This is a genomic window from Mycobacterium sp. RTGN5, from assembly GCF_033804465.1.
In the GTDB taxonomy this organism is placed as follows: domain Bacteria; phylum Actinomycetota; class Actinomycetes; order Mycobacteriales; family Mycobacteriaceae; genus Mycobacterium.
In genome coordinates this window covers 297,057-309,589 of the sequence record NZ_JAPZLA010000004.1, presented here as the reverse complement: position 1 = coordinate 309,589, position 12,533 = coordinate 297,057, and the positions used below count along the sequence as shown (strand labels likewise).

General features: G+C 67.9%; 11 protein-coding genes. 6 read left to right on the top strand and 5 right to left on the bottom strand.

The features are described 5' to 3' along the window. Positions 1 to 63 precede the first annotated feature (63 nt). Positions 64 to 1,545, top strand: a complete 1,482-nt coding sequence (locus SLQ31_RS21540) for a PE-PPE domain-containing protein (RefSeq protein ID WP_319436093.1) — start codon at positions 64 to 66, stop codon at positions 1,543 to 1,545. 24 nt (positions 1,546 to 1,569) lie between these two features. Here SLQ31_RS21540 and SLQ31_RS21535 read toward each other — a convergent pair whose 3' ends face one another. Both SLQ31_RS21535 and ilvD read right to left on the bottom strand, forming a co-directional pair. After that, the gene (locus SLQ31_RS21535; RefSeq protein ID WP_319436091.1) at positions 1,570 to 2,016 is read right to left on the bottom strand and encodes a GNAT family protein; all 447 of its coding nucleotides are present in this window, start codon (positions 2,014 to 2,016) and stop codon (positions 1,570 to 1,572) included. 18 nt (positions 2,017 to 2,034) lie between these two features. Next, positions 2,035 to 3,732 (bottom strand): dihydroxy-acid dehydratase, encoded by a 1,698-nt coding sequence (gene ilvD, locus SLQ31_RS21530; RefSeq protein ID WP_319436089.1) that lies wholly within the window; start codon positions 3,730 to 3,732, stop codon positions 2,035 to 2,037. A gap of 82 nt (positions 3,733 to 3,814) precedes the next feature. Here ilvD and SLQ31_RS21525 point away from each other — a divergent pair, with 82 nt between their 5' ends. The 5 genes from SLQ31_RS21525 to SLQ31_RS21505 all read left to right on the top strand — a co-directional run bounded on the left by SLQ31_RS21525 (position 3,815) and on the right by SLQ31_RS21505 (position 8,729). Further along, a complete protein-coding gene (locus tag SLQ31_RS21525) occupies positions 3,815 to 4,402 on the top strand; it encodes a DUF305 domain-containing protein (RefSeq protein ID WP_413642679.1) in 588 nt (195 codons plus the stop codon). Continuing rightward, on the top strand, positions 4,403 to 4,693 hold the full coding sequence (locus SLQ31_RS21520) for a metal-sensitive transcriptional regulator (RefSeq protein WP_319436086.1): 291 nt from the start codon (positions 4,403 to 4,405) through the stop codon (positions 4,691 to 4,693). Between the two features lie 75 nt (positions 4,694 to 4,768). Further along, positions 4,769 to 5,995 carry an MFS transporter gene (locus tag SLQ31_RS21515; protein WP_319436085.1) on the top strand — a complete coding sequence of 409 codons (1,227 nt, stop codon included), beginning with the start codon at positions 4,769 to 4,771 and terminating at the stop codon, positions 5,993 to 5,995. 144 nt (positions 5,996 to 6,139) lie between these two features. Beyond that, the gene (locus SLQ31_RS21510; RefSeq protein ID WP_319436083.1) at positions 6,140 to 7,213 is read left to right on the top strand and encodes a L,D-transpeptidase; all 1,074 of its coding nucleotides are present in this window, start codon (positions 6,140 to 6,142) and stop codon (positions 7,211 to 7,213) included. Between the two features lie 61 nt (positions 7,214 to 7,274). Beyond that, a complete protein-coding gene (locus SLQ31_RS21505; protein WP_319436082.1) occupies positions 7,275 to 8,729 on the top strand; it encodes an alpha/beta hydrolase in 1,455 nt (484 codons plus the stop codon). Here the strand turns inward: SLQ31_RS21505 and SLQ31_RS21500 are convergent. The 3 genes from SLQ31_RS21500 to SLQ31_RS21490 all read right to left on the bottom strand — a co-directional run bounded on the left by SLQ31_RS21500 (position 8,695) and on the right by SLQ31_RS21490 (position 12,501). Next, positions 8,695 to 9,906 (bottom strand): MFS transporter, encoded by a 1,212-nt coding sequence (locus SLQ31_RS21500; RefSeq protein WP_319436081.1) that lies wholly within the window; start codon positions 9,904 to 9,906, stop codon positions 8,695 to 8,697. The two genes, SLQ31_RS21505 and SLQ31_RS21500, sit on opposite strands and share 35 nt — an antisense overlap. Before the next feature lie 94 nt (positions 9,907 to 10,000). Then, positions 10,001 to 10,516, bottom strand: coding sequence for a nitroreductase family protein (locus SLQ31_RS21495; RefSeq protein WP_319436080.1), 516 nt, complete (start codon positions 10,514 to 10,516; stop codon positions 10,001 to 10,003). Between the two features lie 5 nt (positions 10,517 to 10,521). Next, the gene (locus SLQ31_RS21490; RefSeq protein ID WP_319436079.1) at positions 10,522 to 12,501 is read right to left on the bottom strand and encodes a M13 family metallopeptidase; all 1,980 of its coding nucleotides are present in this window, start codon (positions 12,499 to 12,501) and stop codon (positions 10,522 to 10,524) included. Positions 12,502 to 12,533: the final 32 nt, after the last annotated feature.

Here is a 12,533-nt window from a genome sequence, read left to right as displayed (position 1 = left end):
ATCTTCCTGGAAGCAGCCTCAGGGGTCGGCAAAAAGGGGTGGGTAATGGTAGCTGCAGCGCTAATGAACAGGGTCCGGCGAGGATCGAAGGTCGGGGCCAGGAAGGCCGCACTCGTCGGGGCCGCAGCCGCCACCGCCGTCGCGATGACGATGGGTTCGGTTGCCACGCCGGTGGCACCCACGGCAAACGCGGCGCTCACCCTCGATACGACCACCACCGGGCCGCTGCTGTGGCTCGTCAACCAGCTCGGCGTCGACAGCTACACCTTCGACAACGTGCCCGTCGTCGGGTCGATCACGCTCGCCTTCGACTACAACAGGGCCGATCCGGTCGGCCTGTACAACGACCTCAATGCCGCGACGTTCACCACTTTCAACCCGCTCAACTATTACTTCTCACGCCCCAACGTCCTGGCCAGCAGTCCCACCGGGCCGCTCATGGTCGTGTCGGGAACGGCCGTGCCCGCCGCGCTCCAGACGTACCAAGCGCTGTTGGCGAGCGCCAATGGCAATACGCCGGCGGGCTTCACCCCGCTGGTCGCCAGGGGGAAGGTGAACATCAGCGGGCAGGCGTGCACCTCGGGGCTCACCTGTTCGCAGGGCACCAACGTCACCAACCTGCCGATCGCGTTGGTGCGCAACCCCGAGACCCCCAACGGGGGTCTGTACGCGCGCTTCGCGCCGATCTTCAACCTGTTCGGCATGAACCCGGTCAGCCCGACCGCCGGCTCCGGCTCGAGCGTCGGCATCAGGTTGAACGGCGCGTTCGTCAACGTCGCGCTCGGCTACGACATGCTGTCCGACTTCCCGGAAACGCTGAACCCGTTCTCGCTGGCCAACTCGTTCTTGGCCAGCGCGCTGCCCACCTATCTGCTCGGCGGCGGCGTGGGCCTGGCGGGCACCGACCTCCCGACGATTGAGGGCAACCTCATCGCGCTGTTGACCCTCGGCGCCCCCAGCACGACCTACAGCACGATCGTCGCCAACGACCTGCCGCTGCTGGAGCCGCTGCGGCTGCCGTCGCGAATCCTCAACGCGGTCTTCAAGCAGGCGGGCATACCGATCACGTTGGGTACCCCGCTGGCCGACGCGCTGCAGCCGGCGCTGAAGATTCTGGTCAACATCGGCTACACCGACGTCCAGACGCCGAGTGAGGGTGGCACCTACAACCGGACCTATGACCAGTCGGGGCAATTCGTTCCGTTCCTGTCGCAGGCCACGCTGACGCCGCAGGAGTGGGCGGCGGTCCCCGGTGATGTGGTCAAGGCGCTGTTCACCGGCTTCCGCGACGTGTTGACCGGCAAGTCCACCACGACGCCCGATCCCGTGACCGAGCCGGAGGATCCGCCAGTGGATCCGCCCGCGTCGGCATCGTCTGGCGCACAGACGGTCTCGACCACGACGGCCACCGCCGCGAGCACACCGGCGTCCAGTGCCAAGTCGGGCAAGCCGTCCAAGAAGCCCAGTTCGGCTGCAAGCGGCCACAAGTCAGCTCAGAAGAGCTCGGCACACAGGGGTGCGGCTTCCAAGCGAGCGGCCAGCTAGCTAGCCGATTCTGCGGTCACCGCATCAGCCCGGAGGTCTGGTCAACACGCGATAAGTGACGGGCTGGTCGCTGAGGTGCACGACTAATTGGCCGACGTCGGAGAATCCGAGCCGGCGTGTCAGGCGAAGACTTCGCACATTCCAATCCTGGATGACTGCGCGCAGCGTCTGGTCGGGATCCTGGGCAGCTAGGTACCGCAGCACAGCCGCTCCGAATGCTGCGCCGTGTCCTTGTCCGACAAGCGCGGGATCCATACCCAGTCCGACATCGAGAATTCCTGGCTCCTCGGTCATTCCGGGGACCCGGGCCGCTACGCCTGTGCAGCAGAACCCGAGCACCCGAGCATGCTCAAGCACCGAGTGATAGCAAGCCAGGTCATCGAGGATCGACTCTGCCGAGTCCAGGTTGTATATGGACCAATCACCGTCGTACTGCCAGGTCGCTACCAGCTCGGCCTCGCCGGCCGTCATCGCACGAACGTGCAAGACCTAGCCGCAGACCGCTCCCTGAGCGGCCGAGCCGACCAGCTTGCGGTACTTGGCCAGCACACCGGTGGTGTACTTGGGCGCGGGCGGGTTGAATCCGCTTTTGCGGGAATCGAATTCGTCGGCGTCGACCAGCACGTCGAGCGTGCCGTTGCCGACGTCGAGGCGGATCCGGTCACCGTCGCGCACGAAGGCGATCGGCCCGGCGTCGACAGCCTCCGGCGCCACGTGACCCACGCAGAGGCCGGTGGTGCCGCCAGAGAACCGGCCGTCGGTCAACAGCAGGACATCCTTGCCAAGCCCGGCACCCTTGATCGCGCCGGTGATCGCCAGCATCTCGCGCATTCCGGGACCACCCTTGGGGCCCTCGTAGCGGATGACGACGACGTCGTTGGCCACGATGGTGCCGTCTTCGAGCGCATTCATCGCGGCGCGCTCGCCGTCGAAAACCCTTGCGGTGCCTTCGAACACGTCGGAATCGAAACCGGCCGACTTGACCACCGCGCCCTCGGGAGCCAGCGAGCCGTGCAGGATCGTGATGCCGCCGGTCGGGTGGATCGGATTGCTCAGCGCACGCAGCACCTTGCCGTCGGGATCGGGCGGCGCGATGTGCGCCAGGTTGGCCGCCATGGTCTCGCCGGTCACCGTCATGACGTCACCGTGCATCAGCCCGGCATCCAGCAGTGCCTTCATGACCACCGGCACGCCGCCGATGCGGTCGACGTCGAACATCACGTGCTTGCCGAACGGCTTGACGTCAGCCAGGTGCGGCACCTTGGCGCCGATCCGGGTGAAGTCCTCCAGCGTCAGCTTCACGTCGGCCTCATGCGCGATCGCCATCAGATGCAGCACCGCGTTGGTGGACCCGCCGAACGCCATCACGACCGCGATCGCGTTGTCGAAGGCTTCCTTGGTCAGGATGTCGCGGGCGGTGATCCCGCGGCGCAGGAGCTCCACGACGGCCTCGCCACTGCGGCGCGCATAGCCGTCACGGCGGCGGTCGGTGGCCGGCGGCGCGGCGCTGCCCGGCAGCGACATGCCCAGTGCCTCGGCGGCACTGGCCATCGTGTTGGCGGTGAACATGCCACCGCAGGCGCCCTCGCCCGGGCAGATCGCCCGCTCGATGATGTCGACATCGGCACGCGACATCAGCCCGCGCGCGCACGCGCCGACGGCCTCGAAGGCGTCGATGATCGTCACGTCCATCTCGCTGCCGTCGGTCAGCTTCGCCCGCCCCGGCAGGATCGAGCCCGCGTAGAGGAACACCGCGGCGAGGTCGAGGCGCGCGGCGGCCATCAGCATGCCCGGCAGCGACTTGTCGCAGCCGGCCAGCAGCACCGACCCGTCGAGGCGCTCGGCCATCATCACCGTCTCGACGCTGTCGGCGATGACCTCGCGCGACACCAGCGAGAAGTGCATGCCCTCATGGCCCATCGAGATGCCGTCGGACACCGAGATGGTGCCGAACTCCATGGGGAAGCCACCGGCGGCGTGCACGCCGTCCTTGGCGGCCTGCGCGAGCCGCTGCAGCGACAGGTTGCACGGGGTGATCTCGTTCCACGAGGACGCCACCCCGATCTGTGGTTTGGCGAAATCCTCGTCACCCATGCCTACCGCGCGGAGCATGCCGCGGGCGGCAGCCTTTTCCAGACCGTCGGTGACGTCACGACTGCGGGGCTTGAGATCGGGCGTTTGAGTCACCGGACAAGTATGCCGTGGTCGGGGGTGGTGACCAAATTTATTTTTATACCCCCGAGGGGTATTCCGGTACGGTGGGGTGATGATGTCCACCAGCAGCCGCATCGTGGCGGTCACCGCAGCCCTGGCCACCGCCGTCGTCGTGTCCTCGTGTAGCAAAACCGATGATCACAGCCAGCACGCCACCGCGACCCCCACCACCAGCTCAACGGTGGCCGCGCACAACGCCGACGACGTGATGTTCGCGCAGATGATGATCCCGCACCATCAGCAGGCCGTTGAGCTGGCGGCGCTGGCTCCCGAGCACTCGACCAACCAGGCGGTGCTCACGCTGGCGGCCACCATTTCGGCCGAGCAGCAGCCGGAGATCCAGGCAATGAAGGCGCTGTTGCTGCAGTGGGACGCCGACCCCAACGGGATGGGCGACCACGGCGGCCACGGGATGCAGGGCATGGTCGACGACGCGACGATGGCCAAGCTCAAGTCGCTCAACGGCCCGCAGTTCGACACACTGTGGCTGCAGGCGATGATCGGCCATCACCAGGGCGCCATCGACATGGCGAACACCGAGGTCGCGAAGGGGCAGAGCGCCGACATGATCGCGATGGCCAAGACCATGATCACCGCGCAGCAGGCCGAGATCAACCAGATGAAGCAGATGCTGGGAGGGTAAATGACTGGCGCACATGGCTATTCGGAGCGCAAGGACAACTACACCAAACGGCTGCGCCGGATCGAGGGGCAGGTCCGCGGCATCGCCAAGATGATCGACGACGACAAGTACTGCATCGACGTGCTGACCCAGATCAGCGCCGTCAACAGCGCGCTGCAGTCGGTGGCGCTCGGTCTGCTCGAAGAGCATCTCAGCCACTGCGTCAGCCATGCGGTCGCCGAGGGCGGCGAGGAGGCCGACAAGAAGCTGGCCGAGGCGTCGGCCGCGATCGCCCGGCTGGTTCGGTCCTGACGCTCTAGAAGGTCCGCCCTGGCAACGCGGGGCGATGTCGGCCGGTTTCGCCTGGGCAGCCGATACCGTGATCCTGTGACCACAGTGCCGCACGCCGGCCCGTGGACACCGAGGGTCACGGTGGCGCTGGGCGTGCTCGCCGCCGCGGCGTTCATCTACGTCACCGCCGAGATCATGCCGGTCGGGGCACTGTCTGCGATCGCACGCGACCTGCACGTCAGCGAAGCCATGGTCGGCAGCCTGCTGGCCAGCTACGCACTGGTGGCGGCGGTGGCCACGATGCCGTTGGTGCGCTGGACGGCGACCTGGCCGCGGCGGCGCACCCTGCTCTGGACGCTGGCGTCCCTGTCGGTGTCACAACTGATCTCGGCGCTGGCCCCGACCTTCGAGGTGCTGGCCGTCGGCCGGGTGCTGTGCGCGCTGACCCACGGGCTGATGTGGTCGGTGATCGCGCCGATCGGCGCGCGCCTGGTGCCGCCCAGTTATGCCGGCCGCGCGACGATGGCCGTCTATGTCGGCACCGGGCTGGCCCTGGTGGTGGGCAGTCCGCTGACCGCGGCCATGAGCGAGGTGTGGGGCTGGCGGCTGGCGGTCGCCGCCATCACGGTCGCCTCGGTGGTGGTGCTGGTGGCCGCGCGGATCGCGCTGCCCGTGATGACGGTGGCCGGCGCGAGCGCCGGTGCCCGGCAGCGCCGAGTCGGTCACCACCGCAACCGGCCGCTGGTGGTGTTGTCCGCGTTGACGCTGGTGGGAGTCACCGCGCATTTCATCTCCTACACCTTCATCGTGGTGATCATCCGCGATGTGGTCGGTGTGCGCGGGGCGCATCAGGCCTGGCTGCTCGCCGCGTACGGCGTGGCCGGGCTGACCGGCATGGCGTTGTTGGCCCGGCCGGGGGACCGGCGGCCGAAGGCTGCCGTCGTGGGCTGCCTGGCGGGCTCGTCGCTGGCCTTCGCGGCGCTGGCGAGCCTGGGCTTCGTCGACTGGCACGTCTTCGCCGCGTCGCTGCTCGGGGTCGCCGCGATCGTGCTCTGGGGGGCGACGGCCAACGCGATGCCGCCGATGTTGCAGGCGGCCGCGATGCGGCACTCACCGGAAGACCCCGACGGCGCCTCGGGACTGTATGTGGCGATGTTCCAGGTCGGCATCATGGCCGGATCGCTGACCGGGGGCGTGCTCTATCAGCATGCCGGGGTGGCGGCCATGCTGACCGCGTCGGCGGTCTTGATGCTGGCTGCCTTGGTCAGCGTGCTGGTCAGCCGGGACCTGTTCGCGATGCGCCCGGCTACCAGCGAAAAGTAACGCTCCTCACCCTCCGGGCGACTATCTGCACAGTTCAGGGCGGTGAGAATGCCCGAGCCTGGGTTCGCTAGCGAATCACGTCGGGCGGCATGTCCAGGCTGCTGTGCAACACTGGGTCAGTCGGGTAATGAGGGAGTTTTGGTTATGAAGCTGCAGGTGAAGGGGGCGATCGCCGCCACGTTATGCGTGGTCGGAGTGGCCGCCGGAATCAGTCTCGGCAGCGGATCGGCGCTGGCCGATCCGGACCAATCGCCCGCGGACCCCGGGATCGTGGACGTGCCGCCGGCACAGCTGCCACCCCCGCCGGACCCCTTCGCTCCGCCGCCTGCTGACCCGGCGGCCTTCCCGCAGGGTGACCCGGCGCTGCCGCCGCCTCCCCCGCCCGCCGATCCGTTCGCTCCGCCGCCGCCCCCGCCGGCTGATCCGCTGGCCGCCCAGCAGGCAGCCGCGGCGGCCGCAGGCCCCGTCAAGGGCCAGAATCCGCTGCCCTACACCGGGGATCCGGTGTTTGCGCCGCCGACGTTCAATCCCGTCAACGGCTCGATGGTCGGGGTGGGCAAGCCGATCATGATCAACTTCGCGCGCCCGATCGCCAACCGGGCGCTGGCCGAGTCGGCGATCCACATCTCGTCGGTGCCGCCGGTTCCCGGCGCGTTCTACTGGACCACCGATAGCCAGGTTCGCTGGCGGCCGTACGCCTTCTGGCCGACCGGCACCGTCGTCAACATCGACGCCAGCGGCGCCAGGTCCAGCTTCCGCGTCGGCGACACCCTGGTGGCCACCGTCGACGACAAGACCCACCAGATGACCGTGACGAAAAACGGCGCGGTGTTGAAGACCTTCCCGGTCTCGATGGGCAAGCCGGATGGCAAGCACGAGACCAAGAACGGCACCTACTACGTGCTCGAGAAGTTCCCGGACATCATCATGGACTCGGCCACCTACGGCGTGCCCAACACCTCACCCGAGGGTTACAAGCTCAAGGTCCAATGGGCAGTGCGGATCGACAACAGCGGTGCCTTCGTGCACAGCGCGCCGTGGTCGGTGGCCGATCAGGGCAAGCGCAACGTCAGCCACGGCTGCATCAACCTGGCCCCGGACAACGCCAAGTGGTTCTACGACAACTTCGGTAGCGGTGACCCGATCGTGATCAAGAATTCGGTGGGGACGTACAACAATCCCGATGGCGCCGACGACTGGCAGTGGCAGCTCGCCTAGCCGGATCTAGCAGGTCGCGGCTCAAAGGTTAAGCACAGCAACGGCCCCCACAATGGGGTACGTGCCGCCAACCCCGTCGCCCGCACCGTCGCCGGCTGAACCGACACCGCTGCCCCAGCTGCCCGCTCCCGATCTCCACCAATACGCGCATGGCGTCTCGCTGCTCGGCGGCTGGTTGCCGCTGACCATCGAGATCGTCGCCGTCGTCACGCTGATCGTCGCGATCGGCTGGCGCAGGACCCGGCGCTGGTGGATGGTGTGGCTACCGGTCTGCGTCGTGGTCGGCGTTCTCGGCGCGCTCGCCGCGCGCACCTACGTCAACTCCGAAGGCCTGGCGTCGGATCCGGCGCCGTTCTACTTGTGGGTCTGGACCGGGGTTTTCGCGGCCGGGGTCGCGGTGGCGGTGTTCGGCTGGCGCGGGAATTCTTGGTGGCGACGAGGTGTCGCGCTGCTGGCGATTCCGTTGACACTGGTGACCGCGCTGCTCGCGCTCAACAAGTGGGTCGGCTACTACCCGAGCGTGCAGGCCGCGTGGGGGGCGCTGACTGCGGGGCCGCTACCCAACCAGATCGACGCCGCCGACCTGCCGGGCCTGCGAAACACGGTGCAGACCAACGGAAAACTGGTCGAGGTCGACATCCCCGCTGACGCAAGCGGATTCAAGCACCGCAGCGAGTACGTCTACCTGCCGCCGGCCTGGTTCGCCGGACCCACCCCGCCGCGGCTGCCCGTCATCATGATGGTCGCCGGCGAATTCAACACGCCTGCGGACTGGATGCGTAGTGGCAACGCGATGCCGATCATCGACGGCTACGCCCAGAGCCACGGTGGCATGGCGCCGATCTTCGTCTTCGTCGACACCGGCGGCAGCTTCAACAACGACACCGAATGCGTCAACGGTCCCCGCGGCGACTCCGCCGACCACATCACGAAGGACGTCCGGCCCTACGTCGTCGACCATTTCGGCGCATCCGATCAGGCCGCCAACTGGGCGGTGGTCGGCTGGTCGATGGGCGGCACCTGCGCGATCGACCTGACGGTCATGCATCCGGATCTGTTCAGCACCTTCGAGGACATCGCCGGCGACCACGGGCCGACGGCCGGCACCAAGGACCAGACGATCAGCCGGCTCTACGGCGGCAACGCCGCGGCCTGGGACCAGTTCGACCCGCGCACCGTGATGCTCAAGCACGGGCCGTATCAGGGGGTCGCCGGCTGGTTCGAGGACACCGTCACACCCACCAACACCACGTCGCCCTACGGCAACGGTGCTGGGAAACGGCCGCAATCCGATGCGCCGTCCGGCTTTGGCGGCCATGACGAGTTCCGCGACTCCGACGAGGCCGGTGCGGCCGATGACCTGTGCGCGACGGCGCAGACCGTCGGCATCTCGTGCTCGGTGCATCGCATCATCAGCTTCCACACCTGGCAGTTCGCCGAGCGGGCGCTCGCCGATGCGCTGCCGTGGCTGGCTACTCAGATCAAGACGCCTGGCGCGACGGACTCGCCCGCCTGAGGCCCGCCGCCGCGGCGGCCAGGCAGGCCAGCGCGACGATCGCGGCGAACCACGGGAACACCTGCGCCAGCGGCCACCGGGTGGCGGCCCAGCCCGCCGCGATCGTGGGCAGTGCCATCGCTGTGTAGGCCAAGAGGTAGAACGCTGACATCGTCTCGCCGCGCTTGTCGGCGGGCACCACGTCGGACAGGTGGCGCAGTGAACCGCCGAAGCCGAGCCCGAACGTCGCACCGAGCAGGGCGGCCGCCGCGAACACCAACGGCCAGCGGTGGGTGTGCAGTACCGGCACTGTCAGCAGGAGCGCGGCGGCCATGCCGATGTCGCCGATCACCGCCGAGCGCCGGGCCGGCACTCGAGTGGCCACCAGCTGCGCCATCGCGGCCGAGAACGCCGTCACGCCGACCACCCCGCCGCCGAACACCAGGTTGTGCACGTGGCTTTGCTCAGCGGCCAGCGACGGATACAACGACAGCAACACGCCCAGCACCGACCACGACGCCATCGCGCCGAGCGCCGCGAAACAAAAGTCTTCCCGAATCTCCTGCGGCACAGCAGGTCTGCTGATACGAATGCGCCCACCGGTGCGACCGGCGTGGGTTTCGTTCAAGGCCACAACGCCGACGCCGACGACGGCGCACACCACCGCAACCACCGCATACGGGGTGCGCAGCGGGTGGGCGACGTACTGAGCCAGCACCGAGGAGCCGACGATCGCGACGGTCATGCCGATGTTGAAGCTCACGCCGCTGAGCTGTCCCGAGCGAATGCCGTGATGCGGCCGCAGGTCCAGAAGTGCGGCCGCGGCGGCCACCACGATCGAGCCGACGGCGGCGCCGTGGATGGTGCGGGCCAGCAGCAGCATCTCGAAGCTGTCGGCGATCAGGAAGATTCCCAGGCCGACGATCAGCGCGATCAGTGCGCCGAGCAAGACCGGCTTGCGGCCCACGACGTCGGAAATCCGGCCGGACACCAGCACCGCGGCCAGCGCGGCGAACGCGTACACCGCGAAGACGACGGTGGTGGCCAGCGGCGTGAGGTGCCAGTTCGCCTCGTAGATGCCATAGAGCGGCGCGGGCAGCCCGGAGACCCCCAGCGCGACGCCACTGAGCACGAGGAGAAGCGGGTACGCCCAGCGCTGAGTGGCGGCCTGGCTGGGCTGGCCCTCGAGGCACGCCATGAACGGACTCCCGGAATGATTGACAGATATCGAACTCGTCCGAGAGGACACAACCATGGTGGAACCAGCGGCATTCCTGCCTTACGTGCGGCCCCTACCAGCTGCCGCGATGCACGACCTCGGTGAACGGGCGCCGACTGGGCTTGCGGATCGGTGCGAGCGGACGGTCGGCCGGGTAGCCCAGCCCGAGCAGATAGGCGACGAGGTAGCCGTCGGGAACGCCGAGGATCGCCCGTGCCTTGTCCTGCTCGCCGATCGCCGAGTGGCCGGTGCCGATGCCCAAGTCGGTGGCCGCGATCGCCATCGCCATGGTGGCCTGGCCGAGGTCGTACTGGTCGAGCAGCTTGCTGCGTTCGTCCGGCGGTTCGGGAATCACCAGCGCGATCGCGGCCTGTGCCCCGGCGATGTGGCCGGCCCCCACCCAGACCGTCGAAAGCTCCTGCAGTGCAGCGGGATCAGTGACGATCACGAAGTCCCAGTGCTGGTTGTTGCGCGCTGACGGGGAGCGCCAGCCGGCCTCGAGGATCCGGTCGAGGTCAGCCTCGGGGATCGGCGCCGAGGTATAGCTGCGGACGTTGCGCCGCGCCCGGATGGCGTCCCAGGCATCCACGGCCGTCAGCTCCAGATCCGCACGCGCAGGTCGGGCTCCAGGTACAGCTCGTCGTCGGTGCCGACCTCGAACGCGTCGTAGAACGCATCCATGTTGCGGATCACGCCGTTGCACCGGAACTCCGGCGGCGAGTGCGGGTCGGTGGCCAGTCGTCGAATAGCCTCGGCCTCACGGGATTTCGTACGCCAGACCTGGGCCCAGCCGAAGAACACCCGCTGCTGGCCGGTGAGTCCGTCGAGCACCGGTGCCGGCTTGCCCTCCAGGGACAGCTCATAGGCGAGCAGCGCGATGGACAGCCCACCGAGGTCGCCGATGTTCTCGCCGACCGTGAACGCCCCGTTCACGTGATGGGACGGCTCGAGCCCGCGCGGTACGAATGTCTCGTACTGCTCGATGAGTGCCGTGGTGCGCGCGCCGAACTCGGTGCGGTCCGCGTCGGTCCACCAGTCGACGAGATTGCCGTCGCCGTCGTATTTGGCGCCCTGGTCGTCGAATCCGTGGCCGATCTCATGGCCGATCACCGCGCCGATCCCGCCGTAGTTCGCCGCGTCGTCCGCGTCGGCGTCGAAGAACGGCGGCTGCAGGATCGCGGCGGGGAAGACGATCTCGTTCATGCCGGGGTTGTAGTAGGCGTTGACCGTCTGCGGTGTCATGAACCACTCGTCGCGGTCGACTGGTTTGCCCAGCTTGGCCAGCTCCCGATCGTGGGACACCTCGGCACCCCGAATAATGTTGCCGTAGAGATCGTTTCGATCGATCACCAGCGCGGAGTAGTCGCGCCAGTTGGCGGGATAGCCGATCTTCGCGGTGAACTTGTCCAGCTTGGCCAGTGCGCGCTGACGGGTGGCAGGCGTCATCCACTCCAGGTCGTTGATGCTGACTCGGTAGGCCTCGCGCAGGTTGTCGACGAGAACGTCCATGCGGGCCTTGGCATCCGGCGGGAAGTGCCGCTCCACATACAGTCGACCGACCGCGTCGCCCATCAGGCTTTCCACCACCGACACCGCGCGCTTCCAGCGGTCGCGGATCTGCTCGGTGCCCGACAAGGTACGGCCGTAGAAGTCGAAATTGGCTTCGACCACCGCGGCGGTCAGGTATCCGGCCCGCGTGTTGATCAGCCGCCAGCGCAGCCACCACTTCCAGTCGTCGAGGGACTCGCTTGCCCAGAGCGCGGCGAAAGCCGTCAGGTAATCAGGCTGGCGCACAACCAGTTCAGCGACCACATCCGGGGTGGTGCCCTGCGCGGTGATCCAGCCCGCCCAGTTGAAGCCGGGCGCCTCAGCGGCCAGGTCGGTGAACGCGCGCAGGTTGTAGGTCAGGTCGGCATCGCGGCGTTTGACGACATCCCAGTGCGCGGCAGCCAGTTTGGTTTCCAGGGTGACGATCTTGGCAGCCGTGCTCTCCCATTCCCCGGCGTATTCCTCGCCGTAGACCAGGGCGAACATCGCGGCGATGTGGGCCGGGTAGGCGGCCAGGATCGCGGCGTGCTGCTCGTCGCGGTAGTACGACTCGTCGGGCAGGCCCAGCCCCGACTGCGAGGCATGCACGAGGTAGCGCGAGGAGTTCTTCGAATCGGTGTCGATGTACAGCCCGACGCCACCGCCCACGCCGGTGCGCTGCAGCGCACCGATCACCGTGGCCAGCGCGTCCGGGTCGGCCGCGGCGTCGATCCGGGCCAGTTCGTCGAGCAGCGGTTGGACACCGCGGCGCTCGACGGCGTCGGAGTCCAGGAAGCTGGCATAGAGGTCACCGATGCGCTGCGCGTCGGTCCCCGGTGAGCCAGATGCCTGGGTGATCAGCTCGCGCACCTGCTCCTCGGCCCGGTCGTACAGCGTGCGAAACGCGCCGTCGGTGGCCCGGTCACCGGGGATGGTGTATTCGGTCAGCCAGCGTCCATTGACGTGGCCGAACAGGTCATCTTGGGGGCGAACCTCGGCCTCGACGTGGGACAGGTCGATACCCGAGCGCAGTGCTTCTACCGTCACCCAACCATCCTTACCAGAGGTCCGACCGCGGC

What these genes read in the sequence shown, in the direction of transcription:
- SLQ31_RS21535 (WP_319436091.1), bottom strand. Translation starts at nt 2,016, where the DNA reads ATGACGGCCGGCGAGGCCGAGCTGGTAGCGACCTGGCAGTACGACGGT.
- SLQ31_RS21500 (WP_319436081.1), bottom strand. Translation starts at nt 9,906, where the DNA reads ATGGCGTGCCTCGAGGGCCAGCCCAGCCAGGCCGCCACTCAGCGCTGG.
- SLQ31_RS21525 (WP_413642679.1), top strand. Translation starts at nt 3,815, where the DNA reads ATGTCCACCAGCAGCCGCATCGTGGCGGTCACCGCAGCCCTGGCCACC.
- SLQ31_RS21520 (WP_319436086.1), top strand. Translation starts at nt 4,403, where the DNA reads ATGACTGGCGCACATGGCTATTCGGAGCGCAAGGACAACTACACCAAA.
- SLQ31_RS21540 (WP_319436093.1), top strand. Translation starts at nt 64, where the DNA reads ATGAACAGGGTCCGGCGAGGATCGAAGGTCGGGGCCAGGAAGGCCGCA.
- SLQ31_RS21510 (WP_319436083.1), top strand. Translation starts at nt 6,140, where the DNA reads ATGAAGCTGCAGGTGAAGGGGGCGATCGCCGCCACGTTATGCGTGGTC.